The organism is Methylobacterium sp. 1973, assembly GCF_040545035.1.
Classification (GTDB): Bacteria; Pseudomonadota; Alphaproteobacteria; order Rhizobiales; family Beijerinckiaceae; genus Methylobacterium; species Methylobacterium fujisawaense.
The window spans coordinates 206,324-230,156 of record NZ_JBEPLA010000006.1; the positions used below are offsets into that span (position 1 = coordinate 206,324).

Here is a 23,833-nt window from a genome sequence, read left to right on the forward strand (position 1 = left end):
AAACTCACCAGCCGCGATAACCGTAGCCGCCATCCCAGTCACCGTGCCAGTGGCGGGCGGGGCCGTAGCCGACAGGAACCCGCTCGTACGTCACGGTCCGGCGTGTGGCGTAGACCGGCGCATCCTCCTCGTAGACGCGGTAGACCGGGGCCGGCCGTACCGCCACCGGGGCGGGGGCGTATCCGTAATCGGCATAGCCATAGCCGTAACCGGGCGCCGCATGGGCCTGGGTTGCGGCGCCGATCAGCGCGCCGGCCGCGAGGCCGCCGATGATGCCCGCCGCGATGGCGCCGCCGCCGCGGGCTTCGGCGGTCGTGGAGGCCAGGGAGCCCGCGCCGATCAGCGCGGCGGCCGAGAGCAGAGCGATGCGTGTCATGACCTGTCTCCAGAAAACCGGGGACCGCCTGCGGCGTCCCGGATCACGAGAGAGACAGTGCCAAACCCGCGCTGCACCGAAGCTGAAGCCGCCCTGCAGCAACTGTTCAGCTTGTCGGCGCGCCCTCCGGATCCGGGGCGGTCCGGATGTACCCGCGGGAGATCAGGCGGCTGCGCTCGCGGGTGCGCCGCTCGGCCTCCATCAGGTCGGACAGAGCGTCGGCGATCGCGCAACGCAGGGCGATGCCGGCATCGCCGCCGGCGAAGCCGAGATACGCGGTGCTGATCGCCTCGACGGGGCACACGTGATCATCGCGCTGGGCCAGGACCTGGGTCAGCATCGGGTTCTCCTTCGTTGCGTCCGGGAACGAAAAGAGAACAAGCCATAAGGGTTAACGTTCCGTCAACGTCGCCCCGGCCGTTCGCGCAACGCCCTCCGAACCCTGTGGAAAACACCGATTTCCCAGCTGACGGGCTGTGGATAAGCCGGCTCACTCGGGCAGGCGCGGCAGGGGCTTGCCGTCCGCGGGAATCGCATAGCGCGCCGCGTTCAGCTCCATGGCCAGGAACGTGTAGTAGCCCGAGATCGCCGCCAGATCGACGACACCGGGCTTGCCGAACCGGGCCTCGGCCCGCGCGAAGGTCGCGTCGGAGACGCGCTTGGTGTCCTGCAGTTCCGCGGTGAAGTCGTAGACGATGGTCTCGTCGTCGCTCATCTTCGCAGGCCGGCGGCCGTCGCGGATCGCCGCGATGATCTCGGGGGCGATACCGGCCTTCTCGGCGATCGGCGCGTGGACGTACCATTCATAATCCTGCGTCCAGCGGCGGGCGGTCATCAGGATCACCAGTTCCGAGAGCGTGGTGCCGATCTTCGGCTTGAAGCGCAGGTAGTCGCCCATCGACCGGGCCAGCGTCATCACCTCCGGGGAATACATGAGCGGCTCGAACGGCCCGAAGGGCGGCTTGCCCCGGGCCTGCGCGAAGGCCTCGGCCGCCTGCTTCTGCTCAGGGCTGTAGTCCTTCGGCGGGATGGTCGGCAGCCGGTCCTGCGCCTGCGCGGCGGCCGTCGCCAGCGGCAGGGCCAGGGAGAGGGCGGCGAGCGTCAGCGCGCGGCGGAAGGGGTTCATCGGTTCTCTCATTCTGGGTGTTGTGCCGTCAGGCCGCACGATCGCGGCAGCGCTGTCCATATGCCAGGGTCCGCATGGCGAAGACCGTGTCGAAACCCGCGCGGCGTCACGGACCAGCCAAGCCGGTTGCGCTCGACGCCGCGCCGCGCCATCAGCGGCCGCGATGGCCGGCTCCGCATCCATGCTGCCGATCGAGGCGGCGCTCCCCGATCTGCGTCGCGCGCTCGCCGCGCGGAATGCCGCCGTCCTGGTAGCCCCTCCCGGAGCCGGCAAGACAACCCGCGTGCCCCTGGACCTGCTGGGGGCGCCCTGGCTCGACGGGCGCAGGATCATCCTGCTCGAGCCGCGCCGCCTCGCCGCCCGGGCAGCGGCCGCCCGCATGGCGCAGACGCTCGGCGAGCCGGTCGGCGGGACCGTCGGCCTTCGGGTCCGCCTCGGCTCGAAGATCTCGGCGCGGACGCGGATCGAGGTCGTCACCGAGGGCGTCTTCACCCGCATGATCCTGGACGATCCGGAACTCTGCGGGATCGGCGCGGTCCTGTTCGACGAGTTCCACGAGCGCTCCCTGGACGCCGACCTGGGCCTCGCGCTGGCGCTCGACGCGCAGGCCGGCCTTCGGGAGGATCTGCGGATCCTCGTCATGTCGGCGACCCTCGACGGCGCCCGGGTCGCGCGGCTGCTGGACGACGCGCCCGTGGTCGCCTCCGAGGGCCGCGCCTTTCCGGTGGAGACCCGATACGCGGAGCGCGATCCGAACCGGCGGATCGAGGATTCGATCGCCGAGGTGACGCTGCGGGCCCTGCGGGCGGATCCCGGTTCGATCCTGGTGTTCCTGCCCGGACAGGCGGAGATCCGCCGGACCGTCGACCTGCTGGCCGAGAAGGTCGGACCGGACGTGCAGCTCGCGCCCCTCTACGGGGCGCTGACACCCGCCGAGCAGGACCGCGCCGTCGCCCCGGCGGCCGCCGGAACCCGGAAGGTCGTTCTCGCGACCAGTATCGCCGAGACCTCGCTGACCATCGAGGGCGTCCGGATCGTGGTCGATTCGGGACTGGCTCGGGTTCCGGTCTACGAGCCGGGCCTGGGCCTGACCCGTCTTGTCACGGCCCGTGCCTCCCGCGCCTCGGTGGACCAACGCCGCGGCCGCGCCGGCCGCACCGAGCCGGGCCTGTGCTGGCGCCTCTGGTCCGAGGCCGGCACCAACGCCCTCGAACCGTTCACGCGGCCGGAGATCCTGTCCGCCGACCTCGCCGGGCTGCTCCTCGACTGCGCCGCCTGGGGCGTGACCGATCCGGGCACGCTCGCCTTCCTCGACCCGCCCCCCGCGCCGGCCCTGACGGAGGCCCGCGCCCTGCTGACCGAACTGGGGGCGCTCGATGCCGATGGGCGCCTGACGCCGGTCGGCGCGCGCCTGCGAGCCCTGCCGCTTCCGCCGCGGCTCGCCCGTATGGTGACGGTCGCGGCCGGAAACGGCCACGCACGGGCCGCCGCCGACCTCGCCGCTGTGCTGGTGGAGCGCGGCCTCGGGGGGGACAGCCTCGACCTCGACGAGCGGGTCGAGCGGTTCCGCCGCGACCGCGGCGGACGCGCCGCCGACATGCGCCGGCTCGCCGACGGCTGGGCCCGGATCGCCGGGGCAGGCAATTCCGCGCTCCCGGATGCCGGCCCGGTCGCCGCCGGCCCGCTCCTGGCGCTCGCCTATCCCGACCGGGTGGCCCGGGCGCGCGGCCGCGACGGCGAGTTCGTGATGGCGAGCGGACGGGCCGGTCGCCTCGACCCGGCGAGCCCGCTCGCCCGCGAAACCTATCTGGTGATCGCCGATCTGGCGGGATCGGCCGCGAGCGCCCGGATCCTGGCTGCGGCGGCGATCGGGGCCGAGGCGATCGAGCGCCTCTTCGCCGACCGGATCGAGTCGCGCACCGAGATTGCCTTCGACCCGCAGGCCGCCGCCCTGCGGGCGCGGGCGGTCCGGCGACTCGGCGCGGTCAGTCTCGGGTCACGGCCGCTGCCGGTGCCGTCCGATCCGGAGAGCGCCGAGATCCTGGCGCGGGGCATCGCCGATCTCGGGATCGAGCGACTGCCGTGGACGCCGGCCCTGGCGCAATGGCGCGCCCGGGTGATTTTCCTCCACGCCGCCGAGGGCGACACCTGGCCGGACCTGTCGGACGCGGTGCTGGCCGGAACCGCGGAGACGTGGCTGGCGCCGTCCCTCGTGGGGCGCGCCACCCTCGCGTCGGTCACCGCGGACGATCTCGCCGGCGCCCTCCAGAGCCTGGTGCCCTGGGCGCTGCGCGCCCGGCTGGACGCGGAGGCGCCGACCCACGTGGAGGTCCCGACCGGCTCGCGCATCCCGGTGGATTACACGGCCGAGGAACCGGCCCTGGCCGTCCGGGTCCAGGAGCTCTTCGGCCTCGACCGGCATCCCCGCGCCGGTGGACGCCCGCTCGTCCTGCACCTGCTGTCGCCGGCCCAGCGGCCGATCCAGATCACCCGCGATCTGCCCGGATTCTGGCGCGGATCCTGGGCGGCGGTGCGGTCCGAGATGCGCGGCCGCTATCCGCGCCATCCCTGGCCGGAGGATCCGCTCAGCGAGGCGCCGACGCGCCGGGCCAAGCCGCGCGGAACCTGACGGCCGCAACGCCCTTCCTCCGCATCGACACCAACGGATCGGACGCGATGACCACGGAGACGACCGCTTTCGACCCCGCAGCCGCCGGCTGGGCGCTGGTGGAGGACAAGGGCTTCATCGCCCATGTCGGTCCACTTCATGTCCGCGGCACCGACGGCGCCTACGCGTTTCGGGCCGAGCAGAAGCACGCCAACCTGATCGGCGTGGTCCATGGCGGCATGCTCATGAGCTTCGCCGACCGCGCGCTGGGCGAGACCGCGATGCAGGCCGCGGGCGGCGCCAATTGCGTGACGATCCAGCTGGAGATGAAGTTCATCGATGTCGGCCGCCTCGGCGACTGGATCGAGATCCGGCCGCAGGTGGTCAAGCGCACCGGCTCCCTCGTGTTCATGCGTGGCGACGTCCGCGACGACACGCGCCTCCTGGCCTCGGCGGACGGCGTGTGGAAGATCCTGCGCCGCCGCCCGGATTGACCATTTCAGGACACCTGTCCTAGCTTGCCGCCGCGCGTCGCGGCGTTCCGACCGGGTGCGCAATGGAGGATCGCATGCGATCGTCGCAGACCGATACATCCGGCGTCGAGGCGAAGCGCGGTCCGGCTCGACCCTCCCGACGCGCGATCCTCGCGGGGTTGGCGGCCTTCGCCGCAACGCCCGACGGAGCGGCGGCGCAACCTGAGCCGCCCAGCACGGTGACCAATCCGCCGCGCGACTTCCGGCCCGGCGCGGCCCCCACCACCTACTTCACCGATCCGGACGTCGTCGCGGTCGACCCGGCCTTCGAACCCTACATCGTGCCGAACAGCGCCATCCGCCGGCTCTGGACCGGCGCCCTCTGGGCGGAGGGGCCGGCCTGGAACGCCGTCGGCCGCTACCTCGTCTGGAGCGATATCCCCAACAACCGGCAGATGCGCTGGCTGGAGGAAGACGGGCACGTCTCCGTCTTCCGGATGCCGAGCAACAACGCGAACGGCAACAGCTTCGATCATCAGGGGCGGCAGATCAGCTGCGAGCACGCCACCGGTCGGGTCGTGCGCTACGAACTCGACGGGGCGGCGACGATCCTGGCCGATGCGTTCGACGGCAAGCCGCTCAACTCGCCCAACGATGTGGTCCAGCATCCGGACGGCGCCTACTGGTTCACCGATCCGCCCTACGGAGCGCTGCTCTACGAGGGACTGCCGGACGCGGCGGGCGGCCCGAGCAATCCGCAGGGCCATCTCGACCCGCGGCTCGGCCAGCCGGCCGGGACAGCGCCCCGGCGGCGGGTGCTGCCCAACGCGGTCTACCGCATCGACCCGTCGGGGCGGATCGACCGGGTGCTCACCGACGATGAGGTGCCCGATCCGAACGGCTTGTGCTTCTCGCCCGATCACCGGACGCTCTACGTCTGCTCCACGGGGAAGGGGCCGGGGGATACGGGGCCTGGCGGCAAGGGCGAGATCTACGCCTTCGATGTCGGAGGCGGGGCCGCACTCTCGAACAAGCGCCTGTTCTCGGATTGCATCGTGGATGGCGTGAAATGCGGCCCCGACGGCCTCCGTGCCGATGTCGACGGCAATCTCTGGGTCTCGAGCAATGCCGGCCGGGCCGTAGGCTACAACGGCGTCACCGTCTGGTCGCCGAAGGGCAAGCTCATCGGACGGATCCGCCTGCCGGAGGTGTGCGGGAACCTCACCTTCGGCGGCCCGAAGCGCAACCGCCTGTTCATGGCGGCCAGCCAGTCGCTCTACGCGCTGACGGTGAACACGCAGGGTGCAGGGCCGGCCTGAGGATTCGGTCGCTCCCCGCAGCGCTCCTCCGCGGCAGCCGACCCACCGCCCACGCCCTCTCGCTGAGGTGCCCGCGGCAGTGGGCCTCGAACGAACAGCCCGCGTGTGATCCCAGAAGCCCTCCGTCGAGGCATCCCCGCCGGGGCCTCAGGAAAGAGGGCGCGGATCGGTGAGCCGGCCTTCGCGCATGCGTGCGTCGGGCCGATAGCGCGGCCCTGCGATCGGGACCGGATCCGGCTGGATCCTTCGGCCGGCCATGGCTGACGGCGCACCGGCACGCTATCTGTCATGGGTATGAGCGTGGATCCCGCCCCCGACCCGACCTTGAGCCGCCTCAGCGCGGCCCTCGGGGACCTTCCCAAGCGCGGCCTGCCGCCCGTGGAACGCTGGGATCCGCCCTATTGCGGCGCCATCGACATCCGCATCGCCGCCGATGGAACGTGGCACCACAACGGTTCGCCGATCCGGCGGGACAAGCTGGTCAAGCTGTTCGCCAGCATCCTGCGGCGCGAGCCGGATGGCCGGACTGTCCTGGTCACGCCGGTGGAAAGCGTCGGGATCACCGTCGAGGATGCGGCCTTCGTGGCCGTCGAGATGGCCGTCGACGGCACGGGAGCGGACCGGCGCCTCTCCTTCCGTACCAATGTCGACGATCTGGTGAGCGTCGACGCGGAGCACGCCCTGCGCTTCGAGGAGGGGCCGGACGGGGCCCTGAAGCCCTACCTCCATGTCCGCCGCGGGCTGTGGGCGCTCGTGACCCGGGCGCTCACCTACGACCTTGTGGATCTCGCCGAGGAACGCCTCGTCGACGGGAGGCCCTGGCTCGGCCTGTGGGCCGGCGGCACCTTCCACACCATCGCACCGGTCGCCGCCGCGTGAGCGACCCGCTCGCCGAGTTTCTCGCCCGCGCTGCGGCCGGCCTGTCGCCGGATCCGCCGGGACCGGACGATCCGACCTCCAATCCCCGCGGCGACCACAGCCTCGATCCGGATGGCACGGCCGTGATGCCGCCGCCGCCCCATCGCCGGGCCGCGGTCCTCGTCCCGGTCGTGCGCCGCGCGGACGGTCCGAGCCTCATCCTCACCATGCGGGCGGCCAACCTGCGCGACCATTCCGGACAGGTCGCGCTGCCGGGGGGCAAGATCGATCCCACCGATCCCGGCCCCGCGGATACGGCCCTGCGGGAGGCCTTCGAGGAGATCGGGCTGCTGCCCGCGGCCGTGCGCCTGCTCGGCTATCTCGACCCGTACCTCTCGGGCACCGGATTTCTCGTGACCCCGGTGATCGGCTTGGTCGATTCCGAGGTAATCCTGACGCCGAACCCTGCCGAAGTGGCCGACGTCTTCGAGGTGCCATTCCCGATTGTCATGGATCCGGAACGCTATCGCCTGCGCTCCCGCGCCTGGCAGGGCCGCGAGCGCTGGTTCTATGCCTTGACCTACGGCGAGCGGCTGATCTGGGGTGTCACCGCCGGGATCCTGAACAATCTCCGGGAACGGCTCTATCCGGAAACGGAGTCGGGCGACGTCGGTCGCCCGGCGCGATAGGCTGCCAGGCATGCTGCGCCGCGTCCTCGAAGAGTTTGGCCTCTTCCTCGTCCCCTTCGCCCTCTTCCTGGTCTACCTGCTGCTGTCCGGCCGCAACCCTCTGCGCCGGGTGCACTGGGACCCGCACCTGTTCCGCCTCGTCCTGGCCGGGCTGGCGGTGGTGATCGGCACGCTCGTCTACGAGGGGCTGTTCTCCGAGCGTCGCCCGGCGGGCTACGTACCCACCCACATGGAGAACGGCCGCCTCGTGCCCGGTGGATTCCGGTGAACCGCGCGCTCGACCAAGCCGGTCTCATGGCCCTGCTCGACCGCCCGGGCGTGCGCCGCGTGCTCGCGGCCCTGGATGCCCCCGGTGCCGAGACCCGCCTGGTCGGCGGCTGCGTGCGCGACGCGCTGCTCGGCGTGCAGACCGCCGACATCGATATGGCGACCACCCTGCTGCCCGAGGCGGTGATGCATGCGGCGCAGCGGACGCGCGGCCTCAAGGCGGTGCCGACCGGGATCGAGCACGGGACGATCACCCTGGTGACCGTAGACGGGCCCATCGAGGTCACAACCCTGCGCGAGGACGTCGAGACCGACGGACGGTACGCCGTCGTCCGCTTCGGCACGGACTTCCTCCGCGATGCCGAGCGCCGGGACTTCACGATCAACGCGCTCTCGCTCGGTGCCGACGGAACGCCGCACGATCCGGTGGGCGGCCTGCCCGATCTCGAAGCCGGACGGGTGCGCTTCATCGGCGATCCGGCGACCCGCATTCGCGAGGACGCCCTGCGGATCCTGCGCTTCTTCCGGTTTCAGGCGCGTTTCGGCGCCGGGGCGCCCGATGCGGCGGCGCTCGCCGCCTGTGTGGCCGCGCGGGACAGTCTGGATCGGCTCTCCCGCGAGCGCGTGCGCGCGGAGTTCCTGAAGCTGCTGGCGGCCTCCGGCGGTCCGGCCATGGTGGCGACGCTGAGCGCGACCGGCCTGCTGCAGCGGATCACCGGCGGCGTCGGTGAACTCGGGCGGCTGGAGCGCGCCGCCGCTGCGGGATTGTCTCCGGTGATGCGCCTCGCGGCCCTCTCGGTCGGGGCTCGGCACGACGCGGATCGGCTGCGCGAACGGCTGCGTCTCTCGAAGAGCGAGCACGGACAGCTCATCGGCTACGCGGAAGCGCTGGCCGATCTCCACGGACGTGCTGTGCTGGATGGGGTCGCGGCGCGGGCGCTTGCGGCCGGGCACGGCCTGTCGCGGCTGGCAGACGTGCTGGCGATCCTGGCCGGGGAGCCGAGGCCTGCCGTAACGGAGACGGCGATCAGCGCCTTTGAAACCCTCAAGGGGGAGGGGGCGTCGCCGGCCTTTCCCCTGGCGGGGGCGGATCTGGTCGCGGCCGGTGTGGCGCCGGGTCCCGCGATCGGGCGTGGGCTGGCCACGGCGCGGAAAGTCTGGCTGGAGTTGGGCTGCCCGACGGATGCCGAGGCGCGGGCCGACCTCCTGGCGCGGGCGCTGGAGGGCGCCCGCTGAACGAGGCTCAGAGCTTCAGGAGCGCCTTGGTCTCCTGGAGCTGGACGATCTGGCCGTTCAGCTCCTCGCGCTTCTGCAGGTCCTCGGTGGCGTCACGCTGCATCTCGATGGCCTCGATGTCGCGGTCGAGGGATTCGTGCGTCAGCTCCTCGATCGGCGCAGCACGCTCGGCGAGCACGGTCACGGCCGTCGGGCCGATATCGGCGAAGCCGCCGCGAACGTAGATCCGCTTGCCGCTGCCCTGGCTCTCGGTGACCACGATGACGCCGACCCGCAGGGAGGTCAGCACGGGCGCGTGGCCCGGCAGCACCGTCATCTCGCCCTCGACGCCGGGCAACTGCACGGCGCTTACCTCGCCGGAATACAGCGTCCGCTCGGGGCCGACGAAATCGAAGTGGAAGGTGGCCATCTCAGGACGATCCCGGATCCGCAACAAGCTCTCCTCCCCGTGCAGGGAGGAGTTGGAGGTGGGGGTGGTTCAGGATGGAGCGCAGCGGCTTCGCCTGCACCATCCCCACCCCCGATCCCTCCCCGCGAGGGGGAGGGGAGGGCGTCGTCTTACGCGGCCTTCATCTTCTTGGCCTTCTCCTGGGCCTCCTCGATGGTTCCGACCATGTAGAAGGCCGCCTCCGGGAGGTCGTCGTAGTCGCCGTTCACAAGGCCCTTGAAGCCCTTGATGGTGTCCTCGAGGGCGACCTGCTTGCCCGGCGAGCCGGTGAACACCTCGGCCACCGAGAAGGGCTGCGAGAAGAAGCGCTCGATCTTGCGGGCGCGGGCCACGGTCAGCTTGTCCTCCTCGGACAGCTCGTCCATGCCCAGGATCGCGATGATGTCCTGGAGGGCCTTGTAGCGCTGCAGGGTCTGCTGCACCCGGCGGGCGACGTCATAGTGCTCCTCGCCGAGGATGGTCGGCGACAGCATGCGCGAGGTCGAGTCCAGCGGGTCCACCGCCGGATAGATGCCCTTCTCGGCGATCGAGCGCGACAGCACGGTCGTGGCGTCGAGGTGGGCGAACGAGGCGGCGGGCGCCGGGTCGGTCAGATCGTCGGCCGGCACGTAGATGGCCTGCACCGAGGTGATCGAGCCCTTGGTCGTGGTGGTGATGCGCTCCTGCAGGGCGCCCATGTCGGTGGCCAGCGTCGGCTGGTAGCCCACCGCCGACGGGATGCGGCCGAGAAGCGCCGACACCTCGGAGCCCGCCTGCGTGAAGCGGAAGATGTTGTCGACGAAGAACAGCACGTCCTGGCCGTCGTCGCGGAACTGCTCGGCGATGGTCAGGCCGGTCAGGGCGACGCGCGACCGGGCGCCGGGCGACTCGTTCATCTGGCCATAGACCAGGGCGCACTTGGAGCCCTCGGCGGAGCCATGCTCCTTCGGGTCCACGTTCACCTTGGACTCGATCATCTCGTGATAGAGATCATTGCCCTCGCGGGTGCGCTCACCCACGCCGGCGAACACCGAGTAGCCCGAGTGCACCTTGGCGATGTTGTTGATCAGCTCCATGATCAGCACGGTCTTGCCGACGCCGGCGCCGCCGAACAGGCCGATCTTGCCGCCCTTCGCGTAGGGGGCGAGCAGGTCCACCACCTTGATGCCGGTGACGAGGATCTGCGCCTCGGTCGACTGCTCGGCATAGGAGGGGGCCGGCTGGTGGATGGCGCGGTAGGTGTCGGCCTGGACCGGACCGGCCTCGTCGATCGGCTCGCCGATGACGTTCATGATGCGGCCGAGCGTGTTCATGCCCACCGGAACCTTGATCGGCTCGCCGGTGTCCGTGCATTCCTGACCGCGGGTCAGGCCCTCGGACGTGTCCATGGCGATGCAGCGGACAGTGTGCTCGCCAAGCTGCTGGGCGACCTCGAGGACGAGGCGGGCGCCGTTGTTCTTGGTCTCGAGGGCGTTCAGGATCTCGGGCAGGTGGCCCTCGAACTGCACGTCGACCACGGGGCCGATAACCTGGGTGATCTTGCCGACCTTGTTGGAGCCGGCGCCGGGGAGTGCGGTGTTCGCCATCGTTAACCTACCCTTCAAGCTGTGCGTTCAGGTGGCGGAGCCTCAGAGGGCTTCCGCACCCGAGATGATCTCGATGAGTTCCTTGGTGATCATGGCCTGACGCGTCCGGTTGTAGATCAGCGTCTGCTTCTTGATCATCTCGCCCGCGTTGCGGGTGGCCGAATCCATGGCGCTCATGCGCGCGCCCTGCTCGGAGGCGGCGTTCTCCAGGAGCGCCCGGTAGATTTGCACCGTCAGGTTCTTCGGCAGCAGCGTCTCGAGGATCGCCTCCTCGGAGGGCTCGAACTCCAGCGCGGCGTTGCCGGCCGCAGCCTTCGCGGTCGTGTCGACCGCGGGCAGCTCCGCGGGGATCAGGCGCTGCGCGGTCGGGATCTGCGAGATGACCGAGCGGAACTCGGAGTAGAACAGGGTCGCGACGTCGAACTCGCCGTTCTCGAAGCGGGTCAGGATCTTGTCGGCGATCCCGGCCGCGAACTCGTAATCCACCGGGCGGTTGCCACGGATGTCCATGCTCTCGACGATCTGGTCGCGGTACTGCCGCCGCAGCGCGTCGAGGCCCTTCTTGCCGACCGTCATGATCTTGACGGTCTTGCCCTCGGCGGCGAGCTTCTGCGCGTATTCGCGCACCGCGAGGCGGACGATCGACGAGTTGAAGGCGCCGGCGAGGCCGCGGTCGCCCGTGCACACGACGAGCAGGTGCGTCTGCTCGGAGCCGGTCCCGGACAGGAGCCGCGGGGCGCCGACGCCGCCGACGAGGCTACCCGCGAGATTGCCGAGCACGGCCGACATCTTCTCGGCATAGGGACGGCCCGCCTCGGCGGCCATCTGCGCACGGCGCAGCTTGGCGGCGGCGACCATCTGCATGGCCTTGGTGATCTTCTGCGTCGCCTTCACCGAGGTGATGCGGTTGCGCAGGTCCTTCAAACTCGCCATCGGGTGAGGTCCAGGTCCGTTCTATGGGCCTCTCCTTCCCTCGGCGGGAAGGAGCCGGAAGTTCGGGCGGTGCAGCGCGGATCGCAATCCCCCTGCACCACCCAAGATCCCTCCCCGCGGGGAGGGGCCTCACATCAGCCGATCGACTTGGCGACGCTCTCGACGACGCTCTTCAGCTTGCCGGCGTTTTCGTCCGACAGGTCCTTGGAGGCGGCGATGGAGTCGAGCAGGTCCTTGTGCTTCGAGCGGAGCGTGCTGAGCAGCGCGTCCTCGAACGGGCGGACCTTGCTGACCGGCATCTTGTCCAGATAGCCGTTCACGCCGGCGTAGATCACCGCGACCTGCTCTTCCATCTTCAGCGGCGAGAACTGCGGCTGCTTCAGGAGCTCGGTGAGCCGCGAGCCGCGGTTCAGGAGCGCCTGGGTGGAGGCGTCGAGATCCGAGCCGAACTGCGCGAAGGCGGCCATCTCGCGGTACTGCGCGAGCTCGCCCTTGATCTTGCCGGCGACCTTCTTCATCGCCTTGGTCTGAGCCGAGGAGCCCACCCGCGACACCGAGAGGCCCACGTTCACCGCCGGGCGGATGCCCTGGTAGAACAGGTCGGTTTCGAGGAAGATCTGGCCGTCGGTGATCGAGATCACGTTGGTCGGGATGTAGGCCGAGACGTCGTTGGCCTGGGTCTCGATGACCGGCAGCGCGGTCAGCGAGCCGTTGCCGGCGGCGTCGCCCATCTTGGCGGCGCGCTCCAGCAGGCGGCTGTGGAGGTAGAACACGTCGCCCGGATAGGCCTCGCGGCCCGGCGGGCGGCGGAGCAGCAGCGACATCTGGCGGTAGGCCACGGCCTGCTTGGAGAGATCGTCATACACGATCACGGCGTGCATGCCGTTGTCGCGGAAGTACTCGCCCATGGCGCAGCCGGCGAACGGCGCGATGAACTGCATCGGGGCCGCGTCGGACGCCGTGGCTGCGATGACGATGGAGTATTCCAGGGCACCCTGGTCCTCCAGCACCTTCACGAACTGGGCCACCGTCGAGCGCTTCTGGCCGATGGCGACGTAGATGCAGAAGAGCTTCGCCTTCTCGTCGCCGCCGGCGGCATGGCCGGGCTTCTGGTTCAGGATCGTGTCCAGGGCGATGGCGGTCTTGCCGGTCTGGCGGTCGCCGATGATCAGCTCGCGCTGGCCGCGGCCCACCGGGATCAGGGCATCGATCGCCTTCAGGCCCGTGGCCATCGGCTCGTGCACCGACTTGCGCGGGATGATGCCAGGAGCCTTCACGTCGACGCGGCGACGCTCGGTGGAGACGATCGGGCCCTTACCGTCGATCGGGTTACCGAGGGCGTCGACCACTCGGCCGAGCAGGCCCTTGCCCACCGGCACGTCCACGATGGCGCCAGTCCGCTTGACGGTCTGGCCTTCCTTGATCTCGCGGTCGGAGCCGAAGATCACGATGCCGACGTTGTCCTGCTCGAGGTTCAGGGCCATGCCGCGCACGCCCGACTCGAACTCGACCATCTCGCCGGCCTGGACGTTGTCGAGGCCGTAGGCGCGGGCGATGCCGTCGCCGACGGACAGGACCTGCCCGACCTCGGAGACCTCGGCTTCCTCGCCGAAGTTCTTGATCTGCTCTTTCAGGATCGCGGAGATCTCGGCGGCGCGGATGTCCATACTCGGGCCTCTGTCGCTGATGCGTCTATGCGTGTTCGGATCGGATGGGGGCGCTTAGCGCGCGGCCCGCATCGCGAGGCGGATACCGTTGAGCTTGGTCTTGAGGGAGGCGTCGACCATGCGCGAGCCCATCTTCACGACGAGGCCGCCGATCAGGCTGGGATCGACCACGAGATCGACGTCGACCTCGGCCTTCGCGATGTCGCGCAGCGACGCCTTGATCTCCTCGATCACCGCGTCGGAGGGCTTCTCGGCCACCCGCACCTGGGCGCGGACGATCCCCTTCGAATCCTGAACCAGACTCCGGAAGGCGCTGATCATGTCCGGGAGGGCGAAGAGCCGCCGGTTCGCGGCCGCGAGGCGGATGAAGTTGCCGGCGAGACCGCCGATTTCCGCCTTTTCGAGCACGGCGCCGATGGCGGCTGCCTGCTCCTCGGCGCTGAAGACCGGGCTGCGGATGAGGCGGCGGAGATCCGCGCTCTCCTTCAGCAGCGTGTCGAATTGATTGAGGGATTGGGCGACCGCGTCGACCTGGCGCTCGTCGCGCGCGAGCTCGAACAGGGCGGAAGCGTACCGGCCCGCCACGCCTGCGACCAGGGGACCAGCCTCGGAACCGTTCTGCGCCACCCGTCGCTCTCTTCTCTGGTTGCCCGCCCGCTCCGCGCGCTCCGGCAGGAGCGCGGTGCGTGACCGTTCGGGACGTGGGATCGTGCCGGCAACGGACAGGGTCAAGACCTGTCCTCGCGGCGCGGCGACCGCCTAGCATGCCAGCATGGCCGCACGCAACACGGCAGGCGCACCGCGCAGCGCGTGACGACGGCGGAAGTGTGACGCCGGAGCTGCCTCAGCAGGCGAGCCGGTCGCAGCGCCGGACGCTCGCGATCATCTGCGCCATGGCGCGCGCGCCCGGATGGCCGAGGATGCCGTTGTTACCGAGCACGTAGGAGGGCGTCGCGTAGAGGCCGAGATCCGCCGCCATGCGCATCTGGCTCTTGAGTGCCGCGCGCACCTCCTCGCTGTCGGCGATCGCCTCGACCTCCGCCTGGGGGATCCCCAGCGCGGCCGCGGCGGCGAGCGCCCCGGGCCCGTCGATGCGGCCGGGCTTGCCGAGCAGCGTCTGATAGAAGCGCCAGGCGGCGTCCGAGCCGAGCTTGCGCTGCACGGCCAGCATCACCTTGGCGGCCTGAGCCGATTGCGGCGACAGGATCGGGTTGTGGACAAGCCCGATGCGCAGGTCCGCGTCGCCGGCATGCAGAGCGACCACGTCGGCGGCGGCCTTCCGGCAATACGGGCAGTTGAAGTCGAAGAATTCGTAGAGCGTGGTCGCGGCGTCCCGCGGTCCCACGTAGGTGACCCCGCGCAAGGCCGGAATCTGCCCGGTGATCTCGCCCGGCAGGATCGAGTTCGCCACCGCCTTGCCGTCATCGCCCGTGACCGCGACGCGCTGGCCATAGGATTGCGCAGCCGCCCGCCCGAAACCCGAACCCAGCAGGATGCCGGCGGCGGCGAGGATCAGGCGACGGGAAACAGGCATGGGACACGTCCAGGGCATCGGGGTCCCGCTCCGGTCGCGCCGAAGCGGAGCCGGACCAGAACCAGGGAGGCGAGTCGGTTTGATGGCGTATCGGCGTGACGGTGGCGCTACCGCAGCCCCTTCGGCCGGTCGCCGGTCGCCCAGGCCAGCGCCTGCTCCAGGCGGTCATTGCCCCAGAACAACTCGCCATCATCGGCCAGGAACGTGGGCGCCCCGTAGATCCCACGGGACCGCGCCTCCTCGACGCTGACCCGCAGCTTCGTCTTGTTGGCCTCCGCGGCGGCGGCGCGCACGGTCTGGGTCCCGTCGAGCCCGAGCGAATCGACGATCTGGGCCACGGCCGCGGGCTCCGCGATCGAGCGGCCCTCGGCGAAACTCGCGGTGAACACCGCCTTCGAGAACGGCACGAGCCAGTCCTGGTCCTGGCCCAGGATCGCCACCCGCACGGCACTGAGGCTGTTCTGCGGAAACTGCGCGGGGCGCGTCACCGGCGGCAGGCCGAGCCGTGCAGCCTCGCGCTCGACGTCCCGCCACATGTTCTTGCCCTTGGCCGGGTAGAGATTGAAGGGCGAGGTCGTCCAGCCCTGCGCCGCGAAGAGCGGCCCGACCAGGAACGGGCGCCACCGGATCGCCACGCCCGCCTCGGACGCCGCCGCCTCGACGCGCATCGCGGCGAGGTAGGAGTAGGTGGAGGCGAATTCGTACCAGAACTCCAAAATTGGCTGGCGCGCCATAGACTTCGCTTCTCCGATGCACTCTTGCGGCGATGACGACTGGCAACGCCCGCGCCATTTCTCGCACGGCCGCAAGGCCACCGTGAGGCGAAACGCGGCCGATCTCTCGCCATCAGAGCTACGCGCGAGACGGCGCGCCGGTTGCAGGCCGGTGACACCCGCGATAAGCCGCTGACGCCCCGCCTCAGTTCCGGAAGTCGCATGTCCGTTCCCGCGAAGAGCCCCGTGAAGAAGGTCGTGCTGGCCTATTCCGGCGGCCTCGACACATCGATCATCCTGAAGTGGCTGCAGACCACCTACGGCTGCGAGGTCGTGACCTTCACGGCCGATCTCGGCCAGGGGGAGGAGCTGGAGCCGGCCCGCCGCAAGGCGGAGCTGCTGGGCATCAAGCCCGAGAACATCTTCATCGAGGATCTGCGCGAGGAGTTCGTCCGCGATTACGTCTTCCCGATGTTCCGGGCGAACGCCGTCTACGAGGGCGTCTACCTGCTCGGCACTTCGATCGCCCGGCCGCTGATCGCCAAGAAGCAGATCGAGATCGCCGAGAGGGTCGGAGCCGACGCGGTCTGCCACGGAGCGACCGGGAAGGGGAACGATCAGGTCCGCTTCGAACTCGGCTATTACGCCCTGAAGCCGGATGTGACGGTGATCGCGCCCTGGCGCGAGTGGGACCTGCGCTCCCGTGAGCAGCTCATCGCTTTCGCCGAGCAGCACCAGATCCCGATCGCCAAGGACAAGCGTGGCGAGAGCCCCTTCTCGGTGGACGCGAACCTCCTGCACGCCTCATCCGAAGGCAAGGTGCTGGAGGATCCGGCGATCGAGGTGCCGGACTACGTCTACTCGCGCACTCTCTCCCCCGAGGAGGCCCCCGACCAGCCGACCGTCGTCACGATCGGCTTCGAGCGCGGCGACGCGGTCTCGATCGACGGGGAGGCGCTGTCGCCCGCGAACCTGCTGGCGAAGCTCAACGAACTCGGCCGCGCCAACGGCATCGGCCGGCTCGACCTCGTGGAGAACCGCTTCGTCGGCATGAAGAGCCGCGGCATGTACGAGACACCGGGCGGTACGATCCTGCTGCCGGCGCACCGCGCCATCGAATCGATCACCCTCGATCGCGGCGCCGCGCACCTGAAGGACCAGCTCATGCCGCAATACGCGGAGCTGATCTACAACGGCTTCTGGTTCTCGCCGGAGCGCGAGATGCTCCAGGCGCTGATCGACAAGAGCCAGGAGAAGGTCACCGGTACGGTGCGGCTGAAGCTCTACAAGGGCGGCGTCCACGTGATCGGCCGCGAGAGCCCGCACTCGCTCTACGACCAGGATCTCGTGACCTTCGAGGAAGGCGCCGTCGCCTACGATCACCGCGACGCGGCGGGCTTCATCAAGCTCAACGCGCTCCGGCTGCGCACCCTGGCACAGCGCAAGAAGCGCGAGGGCTGAGGCTCGCCGGGGCCCGCCGACGCCGCAGCGCGTCAGGCGGGCTGCCAGCCCGCAGCCGACCGCCGGAAGGCGCCGGGCCCGAGATCGGCGTAGCGCAGGAAGATCTGCAGGGCCGGCTGCAGCTCGCGATGGAGGCGCACCAGCCGCGCCTCCGAATCGTCGTCGTCGTTCGCGGCCGCCCCGGCCACCGCGGCGAGATGGCGTGTCATGGCGGCGGTGTAGGAGGCGTCTTCGCCGTAGGGCCGCTGCGGGTCGACGTGCGGAACACCCTGCGCCGCGTTCCAGCCGACGTTGAGCCGGGGGATCAAGGCAAGGTGCTCCGGAGTCACCGCGAAGGTGATGACATCCGGCGTCTCGCCGGTCGCCGCATCCCGGAAAACGTCACCGACCGCGCCCGGATCGAGCTTCGCCAAGCCATTGTGGTACTGGTATCGACCTGGCTTCAGCTGCGCGTTCTGAACGAAGACGGCGAGGCCGTCCTCGAGCGACCGGTGCTCCTCCTCGGCGCCCTCGTCGTCCCCGGTGACGTTGGCGATGTCGCCGTCGCGATCCAGGCTGCCATAGGGCGCCGCCGGGTGAACGGTCGGCGCCCCGGGCTCGGCGCCATCCCAGGCAACGACCATCCGGCGGATCAGGGCGATGCGCTCCAGGCTCAGGTCGTAGACGGCATCGCTCATCGTGTGTGGGTCCGCGTCCTCAGGGGGTGACGCTCCTCTTACAGACCGGATTCGGCCGTTGCTACCGCTGCCGACCCCGATGCTCTTTGAGTGAGCAGGTCCGGCCGAGGGATGTACCAAGCGGCTCTCCCAACTCTGCGAAGGCGGCTCCGCGTATGATCCGCTCAACGGTCCTCACCAGCGATCGCAGCCACGCCGTTCGCCTCGTGAAAGCGGGCACAGTTCCGGCCGACGTCCATCCGGCCGATATCGTGGAGATCGGGCGTTCGCGGGCGATTGTGCCGGAGGGGCACCAGTGGAAAGATCTGTTTCGGCATGATCCGCGCGCCGGCGACGAATCGATTACAGAACGCGAGAACCTGCCCACGGATTGGCATAAGATTTTCTGATTTTTGGGATATTTGCGATAAAAATATTTGCATTAAAGCCGCAATGTCATATTGCTCGCCGCATAATATCAACTCAATATAATGGCGTAGCAATTCCTTATCTTGAGCTTACGCCGGGGAAGTACCCGTACGACGCGGGAAATTCTCACGCCAAGCTGAGCGTCGGACGGCGATCACGCATTTCGTTGCGCGGCGCGAGGCAGCGCCCTTCGCCGACAAGGCAGCGGCCGATTGTGGACACGTTCGCGCCGAGCTGCAGCGGGGCGGCACGCCCCGCAACGCGTACTTTACACAAAGTGACGCGCCCGGCGCGAACCCTTCGGACTTCAGACGGGCACGCAGCGCGCCCGGATTGAAAGCGGGATCGGCTATGGTTCGATCCGCCGCCGCTGAAGACCGGATTGCGGACTCGCGCCGATTGCGGACGGCGCGGCTGTCCGGGCGCACGGCACGGACGATGCCGCAACGCTCGGTCCGGGGCTCTGGACTCAGCCGGATCCGCACGACTGAAGCTCACCCGCTGTTGGCCAGGCATCCGTCCCGTCAGCGGCGGCCCCGGGACAGCCGACGATCGCGCCCCTGACCGGGACCGGGCCGCTACCGCCGCACGCAGCCGGTGAGCCCATCGATCTGACCCATCATGGCCTGGATCCGCGCTGCGCGGCGGCGCACGCCCGGAGAGGGGCGACCGGCGCTGCGGGTGATCGGATTGGGCAGGACGGCGGCGAGGAGGGCGGCCTCGTTCCGGGTCAGCCGGCTCGCGTCCTTGCCGAACCAGTGCCGGCTCGCCGCCTGCGCCCCGTAGATACCGTCGCCCCACTCGGCGACGTTGAGGTAGATCTCCATCATCCGGCGCTTGCCCCAGAGCGTGTCGAGCGCCAGCGCCAGCGGGATCTCGACCGCCTTGCGGATGTAGGACCGGCCCGGCCACAGGAAGACGTTTTTGACCGTCTGCATGGCGATGGTCGAGGCGCCGCGGCTCGGCGAATCCTCATCGTCGACCACGTCGCGGATCGCGCCGAAATCGACGCCGTGATCGAGGCAGAAGCGCTGATCCTCGGAGGCGATCACCGCCAGCGGCAGGACGGGCGCGATGCCCGAGAGCGGGACCGGATCGCGGCTCACCGGTTGAAGCGTCAACCACCGCCCGAGCATCAGGGTCGACGGCGGCATCACCGCGCTATAGACGAGCGCCAACGTCAGCGTGAGGACGAATCCGATCGCGGGGAGCAGGAGCAGCATCCCGACGATCCGGCGGACCGGGCGGGAGCGCCGCGGGCGCGCGAGCGGAAGGTCACGACCTGCCGTCTCTCGCCTGCGTCCCGCCCCATCCACCGTGAGTTCGTTCCCGCTCAACTGACGCTCGATTGGTTTCTAAGGCCAGGACCGGACGTAGCGCCCGATGACCCCGACCCCCTCAACGCAGGCACCGACCGGTTCGGTCAAGGCAGGCACGCCAGCCGTCGATTTTACCCACAGGTTGACGGAGGTCGCCGGGAAGGTCGAGACCTTCCTGGTCGAGCGCCTCGGACCGGACGTCGGCCCCGGCGAGATCGCACGGCCGTCCCGCCTGATGGAGGCCATGCGCCACGCGGTGCTCGGCGGCGGCAAGAGGCTGCGGCCGTTCCTCGCCATCGAGACGGCGCGGATGCTGGGCGGATCCGAAGCTGCGGCCCTCGCCGCCGGGGCGGGGGTCGAGCTGATCCATTGCTACAGTCTCGTCCACGACGATCTGCCGGCTATGGACGATGACGACATGCGCCGCGGCAAACCGACGGTGCACAAGGCCTATGACGAAGCCACCGCCATCCTGGTCGGCGACGCCCTGCAGACTTTGGCCTTCGAGATCGTGGCCGATCCGACCTGGCAGCCGGAGGCGCGGATCCGCGCCGACCTCGTCCTCGGCCTTGCCCGTGCCTCGGGCCTGGGCGGCATGGTCGGCGGCCAGCTTCTCGACCTCACCGCCGAGGGCCGGTTCGGCGTTGCCAACATGGACGTGGACGACACCCTGCGGATGCAGGCGATGAAGACCGGGGCGATCCTGGCCTTCTCGGTCGAGGCCGGCGCAATCGTCGGGGGCGCCGACGAGAGCCAGCGGGCCGCCCTGCTGCGCTACGGCCTCGCCCTGGGCCAGGCCTTCCAGATCGCCGACGACATCCTCGACCGGGAGGCCTCGCCGGAGGCCATGGGCAAGGCCACCGGCAAGGACAAGGATGCCGGCAAGGCGACGCTGGTCGATCGTCTCGGCATCGACGGCGCGCGCGCCGAATGCGACCGCCTCGTCGGCGTCTGCGAGGACGCGGTCTCGTCTTGGGGCGAGGGCGCACGCATCCTGCGGGACGCCGCCCGCTTCACGGTGGCGCGCAAGACCTGAGCGTTTCAGCAGTACCGTCCCCTGTCGGTTCGATCCGGGGGGCCGAGGAAGGCCGGACGGGTGAAGCCCCCGGCTCAGGCGCGGCGGCTTCGTCGGCCCAACGCGCCACCGCGAGAGCAGCACGGCGGCACAGTCCTGCGGGACGTGGGTACCCGTGGAGCTGCGGGCCTTGCGCCCGCAGCGCGCCGGCACAGAGCGGCACCGTTCCATTCGGATGCGGGGGAAGCGGACCCGCGCGGGCCGATCGCCGCTTGCGCGGACGTGGTCCGGTCTCGGTCTGTCGCGGCGCGGACCGGCTGTTCATAGCCGGTTGTTCTTGTTGTGGACATCCAGGCACACGGCGGCGAGCAGTACGACGCCCTTGATCACCTGCTGCCAGTCGACGCCGATTCCCAGGATCGACATGCCGTTGTTCATGATGCCGATGATGAACGCGCCGATCACCACGCCCGACACCTTGCCGATGCCGCCGGCCGCCGAGGCGCCGCCAATGAAGCAAGCCGCGATCACGTCGAGCTCCAAGCCGACGCCGGCCTTCGAGTTCGCGGTGTTGAGCCGGGCGACGAAGATCATGCCGGCGAGGCCGGCGAGCGCACCCATATTGGCAAAGGTCAGGAAGGTGAGGCGCTCGGTCTTGATGCCGGAGAGGCGGGCTGCCTTGATATTGCCGCCCAGCGCATAGATCCGGCGCCCGATCGTCGTCCGCGTGGTGACGAAGCCGTAGAGCATCACCAGCGCCAGCAGGACGAGCAGGACGTTGGGCAGGCCCCGATAGGCACTCATCTGCCACGCGAAGGCAAGGATGAGGACGGCGGTGACACCGTTGCGGCCGATGAAGCTCGCCAAGCTCTGCGCCGCCTCTCCGGTCCTCACCTGCGCCTGCCGCCGCCGCCAGTTCAAACCGACCAGCGAGGCGACGAAGACAAGCGCGATCAGGAGGGACGTCGCGGGTCCGGCGAAGTTGGAGAGGAAGCCCTTGGCCAGCAGCTGGAACACCTCCGGAAAGGGGCCGATGGAGGTGCCCTGCAGCAGCACCTGGGTCAGGCCTCGAAACACCATCATTCCGGACAGGGTGACGATGAAGCTCGGTATGGCGAGATAGGCCACGAAGTAGCCCTGCAATCCGCCGATGACCGCGCCGACCGCGAGGCACAGCACGGAGGCGGAGAGCGGGTCGAAACCGAAGCGGACCATCAACAGCGCTGCGAGCGCGCCGACGAAGCCGACCACGGATCCGATCGACAGATCGATGTGGCCGGCCACGATGACGAGCAGCATCCCGAGCGCCATCACGACGACGTAGCTGTTCTGCAGGATGAGGTTCGTCAGGTTCAGCGGCTGGAACAGGACGCCGCCGGTGGCGACTTCGAAGAACACCGTGATCACCGCCAGCGCGAAGAGCAGCCCGTAGGTCCGCAACTGCGCCATCGGCAGCCGGCCGCGTCGGCCCCGCGGCTCGCTTGCGGCCGTGTCGCCGCCAACGTCGCCGCCGGGAAGCATGGACTTGCTCATCGTGATGTCGGTCATCCGTTCAGGCCCTTGGAGCGCATGATCGCGCGCATGATCGCTTCCTGGCTGGCCTCGGCGCGCGAGAACTCGGCGACGAAGCGTCCCTCGTTCATGACGTAGATGCGGTCGCAGAGGCCGAGCAGCTCCGGCATCTCCGAAGAGATCATCAGGACACCGCGCCCGTCGTCGGCCAGTTCGTTGATGATGCTGTAGATTTCGTACTTGGCGCCGACATCGATGCCCCGGGTCGGCTCGTCGAGGATCAGCACCTTGGGCTGGGTGAACAGCCACTTGCTCAGCACGACCTTCTGCTGGTTGCCGCCGGACAGATTGACGGTCTGCTGCGTCACCCCGAAGGAGCGGATGCGCATCTTGGTGCGATAGCCGCCGGCGACCCGCTGCTCGGCCTCCTCGTCGATCACCGTCGCGGTCGAGATTTCGGGAAGGTTCGCCAAGGTCGTGTTCCGGGCGATGTCTTCGCCCAGCACGAGCCCGAGCTGCTTGCGGTCCTCGGTCACATAGGCGATGCCCGCAGCGATCGCCCGGTCGATCGTCGAGACGTCGACTTCGGCGCCGTCGATCCGGACGTTGCCGCGGACGCCCTGACCGTAGGAGCGGCCGAAGAGGCTCATGGCGAGTTCCGTTCGGCCCGCGCCCATCAGGCCGGCGATCCCGACGATTTCGCCCCTGCGCAGGGTCAGGCTGACGTCGCGCACCACCGCGCGATCGCCGTGAAGCGGGTGGTGAACGGTCCAGCCGCAGACCTCCATCAGAAGGTCGCCGATTCGCGGCGTCCGCACCGGATAGCGGTGCTCCAGCGTGCGACCGACCATGGCCCGGATGATGCGGTCCTCGTCGACCGCGCCGCTGCGGCAGTCGAGGGTCTCGACGGTGGTGCCGTCGCGCAGGACGGTAATCCGGTCGGCCACCTTCGCGATCTCGTTGAGCTTGTGGGAGATCAGGATCGAGGCGATGCCCTGCGCCTTGAAGCGCAGCAGAAGCCGCAGCAGGGCTTCGCTGTCCGTCTCGCTGAGGCTCGCAGTCGGCTCATCGAGGATCAGCAGCTTGACCTCCTTGGAGAGCGCCTTGGCGATCTCCACGAGTTGCTGCTTGCCGACACCGAGATGGGTGACGAGGGTGTCGGGGCTCTCATCGAGGCCCACCATCGCCATCAGCTCACGCGCCCGGGCGGAAACCCGGCCCCGGTCGATGATCCCGAAGCGGGCCGGCTCGTTGCCGAGGAAGATGTTCTCGGCGATCGACAGATAGGGGACCAGGGCCAGTTCCTGGTGGATGATGACGATTCCGAGGCGCTCGCTGTCGGAGATGTTCCGGAACTGGCCGGGCCGGCCCTCATAGGTGATGCAGCCCGCGTAGGATCCGTGGGGATAGACGCCGCTCAGAACCTTCATCAGCGTCGATTTCCCGGCACCGTTCTCGCCAACGAGGGCGAGGATCTCGGCGGGCTCGACGGTGAGGTTGACGTCGTCGAGGGCCTTCACGCCGGGGAAGGTCTTGGAGATTCCCCGCATTTCGAGGACGGGCTGCATGCGACGCCTACCAGCTCGGACTGCACCTTCGGCCCCCGCGCCGGCTCGTGCGGCGCGAGGA

At 69.5% G+C, this 23,833-nt stretch carries 24 protein-coding genes; 10 read left to right on the forward strand and 14 right to left on the reverse strand.

What is annotated here, in order from left to right; translation table 11 throughout:
• Positions 1-4: 4 nt before the first annotated feature.
• From ABIC70_RS14045 to ABIC70_RS14055, 3 genes are all read right to left on the reverse strand, one after another.
• The gene (locus ABIC70_RS14045) at positions 5-376 is read right to left on the reverse strand and encodes a hypothetical protein (RefSeq protein ID WP_043755691.1); all 372 of its coding nucleotides are present in this window, start codon (positions 374-376) and stop codon (positions 5-7) included.
• A gap of 106 nt (positions 377-482) precedes the next feature.
• Positions 483-716, reverse strand: a complete 234-nt coding sequence (locus tag ABIC70_RS14050) for a hypothetical protein (protein WP_043383304.1) — start codon at positions 714-716, stop codon at positions 483-485.
• 150 nt (positions 717-866) lie between these two features.
• Entirely contained in the window at positions 867-1,502 is a 636-nt protein-coding gene (locus ABIC70_RS14055; RefSeq protein ID WP_051976090.1) for a carboxymuconolactone decarboxylase family protein, read from the reverse strand.
• A 163-nt stretch (positions 1,503-1,665) separates the two neighbouring features.
• On the opposite strand from ABIC70_RS14055, the gene hrpB reads away from it, so the two are divergent.
• The 7 genes from hrpB to ABIC70_RS14090 all read left to right on the forward strand — a co-directional run bounded on the left by hrpB (position 1,666) and on the right by ABIC70_RS14090 (position 8,952).
• Complete coding sequence (hrpB, locus tag ABIC70_RS14060) at positions 1,666-4,131, forward strand: ATP-dependent helicase HrpB (protein WP_354439942.1); 2,466 nt, start codon at positions 1,666-1,668, stop codon at positions 4,129-4,131.
• Between the two features lie 47 nt (positions 4,132-4,178).
• Positions 4,179-4,604, forward strand: coding sequence for a PaaI family thioesterase (locus tag ABIC70_RS14065; protein WP_179698227.1), 426 nt, complete (start codon positions 4,179-4,181; stop codon positions 4,602-4,604).
• A gap of 74 nt (positions 4,605-4,678) precedes the next feature.
• The gene (locus ABIC70_RS14070) at positions 4,679-5,902 is read left to right on the forward strand and encodes an SMP-30/gluconolactonase/LRE family protein (protein ID WP_354439943.1); all 1,224 of its coding nucleotides are present in this window, start codon (positions 4,679-4,681) and stop codon (positions 5,900-5,902) included.
• 294 nt (positions 5,903-6,196) lie between these two features.
• The gene (locus ABIC70_RS14075) at positions 6,197-6,781 is read left to right on the forward strand and encodes a DUF1285 domain-containing protein (RefSeq protein WP_043383315.1); all 585 of its coding nucleotides are present in this window, start codon (positions 6,197-6,199) and stop codon (positions 6,779-6,781) included.
• Positions 6,778-7,449, forward strand: coding sequence for a CoA pyrophosphatase (locus ABIC70_RS14080; RefSeq protein WP_279899438.1), 672 nt, complete (start codon positions 6,778-6,780; stop codon positions 7,447-7,449). Before ABIC70_RS14075 ends, ABIC70_RS14080 begins: the two co-directional genes overlap by 4 nt.
• 10 nt (positions 7,450-7,459) lie before the next feature.
• Positions 7,460-7,717: a DUF6111 family protein gene (locus ABIC70_RS14085; RefSeq protein ID WP_043755696.1), complete on the forward strand. Its 258-nt coding sequence runs from the start codon at positions 7,460-7,462 to the stop codon at positions 7,715-7,717.
• Positions 7,714-8,952: a CCA tRNA nucleotidyltransferase gene (locus ABIC70_RS14090; protein WP_279899436.1), complete on the forward strand. Its 1,239-nt coding sequence runs from the start codon at positions 7,714-7,716 to the stop codon at positions 8,950-8,952. The genes ABIC70_RS14085 and ABIC70_RS14090 overlap by 4 nt, the downstream gene beginning before the upstream one ends.
• A 7-nt stretch (positions 8,953-8,959) precedes the next feature.
• On the opposite strand, the gene ABIC70_RS14095 is transcribed toward ABIC70_RS14090, so the two are convergent.
• The 7 genes from ABIC70_RS14095 to ABIC70_RS14125 form a co-directional block, all read right to left on the reverse strand.
• Positions 8,960-9,361, reverse strand: a complete 402-nt coding sequence (locus tag ABIC70_RS14095; RefSeq protein WP_043383318.1) for a F0F1 ATP synthase subunit epsilon — start codon at positions 9,359-9,361, stop codon at positions 8,960-8,962.
• A 149-nt stretch (positions 9,362-9,510) separates the two neighbouring features.
• Positions 9,511-10,965 (reverse strand): F0F1 ATP synthase subunit beta, encoded by a 1,455-nt coding sequence (gene atpD, locus ABIC70_RS14100; RefSeq protein ID WP_043383320.1) that lies wholly within the window; start codon positions 10,963-10,965, stop codon positions 9,511-9,513.
• A gap of 42 nt (positions 10,966-11,007) precedes the next feature.
• The gene (locus ABIC70_RS14105) at positions 11,008-11,898 is read right to left on the reverse strand and encodes a F0F1 ATP synthase subunit gamma (RefSeq protein WP_354439944.1); all 891 of its coding nucleotides are present in this window, start codon (positions 11,896-11,898) and stop codon (positions 11,008-11,010) included.
• A 134-nt stretch (positions 11,899-12,032) separates the two neighbouring features.
• Positions 12,033-13,565, reverse strand: coding sequence for a F0F1 ATP synthase subunit alpha (gene atpA / locus ABIC70_RS14110; RefSeq protein WP_043383323.1), 1,533 nt, complete (start codon positions 13,563-13,565; stop codon positions 12,033-12,035).
• Positions 13,566-13,619: 54 nt separating this feature from the next.
• Positions 13,620-14,192 carry a F0F1 ATP synthase subunit delta gene (locus ABIC70_RS14115; protein WP_043356492.1) on the reverse strand — a complete coding sequence of 191 codons (573 nt, stop codon included), beginning with the start codon at positions 14,190-14,192 and terminating at the stop codon, positions 13,620-13,622.
• Between the two features lie 217 nt (positions 14,193-14,409).
• On the reverse strand, positions 14,410-15,099 hold the full coding sequence (locus tag ABIC70_RS14120) for a DsbA family protein (protein WP_043356494.1): 690 nt from the start codon (positions 15,097-15,099) through the stop codon (positions 14,410-14,412).
• 107 nt (positions 15,100-15,206) lie between these two features.
• Entirely contained in the window at positions 15,207-15,833 is a 627-nt protein-coding gene (locus ABIC70_RS14125) for a 2-hydroxychromene-2-carboxylate isomerase (RefSeq protein WP_043383327.1), read from the reverse strand.
• A gap of 201 nt (positions 15,834-16,034) precedes the next feature.
• Between ABIC70_RS14125 and ABIC70_RS14130 the strand changes: the two genes are divergently transcribed.
• Positions 16,035-17,273: an argininosuccinate synthase gene (locus ABIC70_RS14130; RefSeq protein ID WP_043356498.1), complete on the forward strand. Its 1,239-nt coding sequence runs from the start codon at positions 16,035-16,037 to the stop codon at positions 17,271-17,273.
• A 32-nt stretch (positions 17,274-17,305) separates the two neighbouring features.
• Here the strand turns inward: ABIC70_RS14130 and ABIC70_RS14135 are convergent, their stop codons facing one another.
• Complete coding sequence (locus ABIC70_RS14135) at positions 17,306-17,950, reverse strand: hypothetical protein (protein ID WP_043356500.1); 645 nt, start codon at positions 17,948-17,950, stop codon at positions 17,306-17,308.
• Between the two features lie 155 nt (positions 17,951-18,105).
• Between ABIC70_RS14135 and ABIC70_RS14140 the strand changes: the two genes are divergently transcribed.
• Entirely contained in the window at positions 18,106-18,339 is a 234-nt protein-coding gene (locus tag ABIC70_RS14140; protein ID WP_354439945.1) for an antitoxin, read from the forward strand.
• Positions 18,340-18,936: 597 nt separating this feature from the next.
• Here the strand turns inward: ABIC70_RS14140 and mtgA are convergent.
• Positions 18,937-19,581, reverse strand: coding sequence for a monofunctional biosynthetic peptidoglycan transglycosylase (gene mtgA, locus ABIC70_RS14145; RefSeq protein ID WP_043356502.1), 645 nt, complete (start codon positions 19,579-19,581; stop codon positions 18,937-18,939).
• A gap of 160 nt (positions 19,582-19,741) precedes the next feature.
• On the opposite strand from mtgA, the gene ABIC70_RS14150 reads away from it, so the two are divergent.
• Positions 19,742-20,713, forward strand: coding sequence for a polyprenyl synthetase family protein (locus ABIC70_RS14150; protein WP_043356504.1), 972 nt, complete (start codon positions 19,742-19,744; stop codon positions 20,711-20,713).
• Between the two features lie 300 nt (positions 20,714-21,013).
• Here ABIC70_RS14150 and mmsB read toward each other — a convergent pair whose 3' ends face one another.
• Both mmsB and mmsA read right to left on the reverse strand, forming a co-directional pair.
• Complete coding sequence (gene mmsB / locus ABIC70_RS14155) at positions 21,014-22,240, reverse strand: multiple monosaccharide ABC transporter permease (RefSeq protein ID WP_053609989.1); 1,227 nt, start codon at positions 22,238-22,240, stop codon at positions 21,014-21,016.
• Complete coding sequence (gene mmsA / locus ABIC70_RS14160; protein WP_279899429.1) at positions 22,237-23,772, reverse strand: multiple monosaccharide ABC transporter ATP-binding protein; 1,536 nt, start codon at positions 23,770-23,772, stop codon at positions 22,237-22,239. The genes mmsB and mmsA overlap by 4 nt, the downstream gene beginning before the upstream one ends.
• Between the last annotated feature and the right edge of the window lie 61 nt (positions 23,773-23,833).

What these genes read in the sequence shown, in the direction of transcription:
- ABIC70_RS14045 (WP_043755691.1), bottom strand. Translation starts at nt 376, where the DNA reads ATGACACGCATCGCTCTGCTCTCGGCCGCCGCGCTGATCGGCGCGGGC.
- ABIC70_RS14050 (WP_043383304.1), bottom strand. Translation starts at nt 716, where the DNA reads ATGCTGACCCAGGTCCTGGCCCAGCGCGATGATCACGTGTGCCCCGTC.
- ABIC70_RS14055 (WP_051976090.1), bottom strand. Translation starts at nt 1,502, where the DNA reads ATGAACCCCTTCCGCCGCGCGCTGACGCTCGCCGCCCTCTCCCTGGCC.
- hrpB (WP_354439942.1), top strand. Translation starts at nt 1,666, where the DNA reads ATGGCCGGCTCCGCATCCATGCTGCCGATCGAGGCGGCGCTCCCCGAT.
- ABIC70_RS14065 (WP_179698227.1), top strand. Translation starts at nt 4,179, where the DNA reads ATGACCACGGAGACGACCGCTTTCGACCCCGCAGCCGCCGGCTGGGCG.
- ABIC70_RS14070 (WP_354439943.1), top strand. Translation starts at nt 4,679, where the DNA reads ATGCGATCGTCGCAGACCGATACATCCGGCGTCGAGGCGAAGCGCGGT.
- ABIC70_RS14075 (WP_043383315.1), top strand. Translation starts at nt 6,197, where the DNA reads ATGAGCGTGGATCCCGCCCCCGACCCGACCTTGAGCCGCCTCAGCGCG.
- ABIC70_RS14085 (WP_043755696.1), top strand. Translation starts at nt 7,460, where the DNA reads ATGCTGCGCCGCGTCCTCGAAGAGTTTGGCCTCTTCCTCGTCCCCTTC.
- ABIC70_RS14095 (WP_043383318.1), bottom strand. Translation starts at nt 9,361, where the DNA reads ATGGCCACCTTCCACTTCGATTTCGTCGGCCCCGAGCGGACGCTGTAT.
- atpD (WP_043383320.1), bottom strand. Translation starts at nt 10,965, where the DNA reads ATGGCGAACACCGCACTCCCCGGCGCCGGCTCCAACAAGGTCGGCAAG.
- ABIC70_RS14105 (WP_354439944.1), bottom strand. Translation starts at nt 11,898, where the DNA reads ATGGCGAGTTTGAAGGACCTGCGCAACCGCATCACCTCGGTGAAGGCG.
- atpA (WP_043383323.1), bottom strand. Translation starts at nt 13,565, where the DNA reads ATGGACATCCGCGCCGCCGAGATCTCCGCGATCCTGAAAGAGCAGATC.
- ABIC70_RS14120 (WP_043356494.1), bottom strand. Translation starts at nt 15,099, where the DNA reads ATGCCTGTTTCCCGTCGCCTGATCCTCGCCGCCGCCGGCATCCTGCTG.
- ABIC70_RS14125 (WP_043383327.1), bottom strand. Translation starts at nt 15,833, where the DNA reads ATGGCGCGCCAGCCAATTTTGGAGTTCTGGTACGAATTCGCCTCCACC.
- ABIC70_RS14130 (WP_043356498.1), top strand. Translation starts at nt 16,035, where the DNA reads ATGTCCGTTCCCGCGAAGAGCCCCGTGAAGAAGGTCGTGCTGGCCTAT.
- ABIC70_RS14135 (WP_043356500.1), bottom strand. Translation starts at nt 17,950, where the DNA reads ATGAGCGATGCCGTCTACGACCTGAGCCTGGAGCGCATCGCCCTGATC.
- ABIC70_RS14140 (WP_354439945.1), top strand. Translation starts at nt 18,106, where the DNA reads ATGATCCGCTCAACGGTCCTCACCAGCGATCGCAGCCACGCCGTTCGC.
- mtgA (WP_043356502.1), bottom strand. Translation starts at nt 19,581, where the DNA reads ATGCTGCTCCTGCTCCCCGCGATCGGATTCGTCCTCACGCTGACGTTG.
- ABIC70_RS14150 (WP_043356504.1), top strand. Translation starts at nt 19,742, where the DNA reads ATGACCCCGACCCCCTCAACGCAGGCACCGACCGGTTCGGTCAAGGCA.
- mmsB (WP_053609989.1), bottom strand. Translation starts at nt 22,240, where the DNA reads ATGACCGACATCACGATGAGCAAGTCCATGCTTCCCGGCGGCGACGTT.
- mmsA (WP_279899429.1), bottom strand. Translation starts at nt 23,772, where the DNA reads ATGCAGCCCGTCCTCGAAATGCGGGGAATCTCCAAGACCTTCCCCGGC.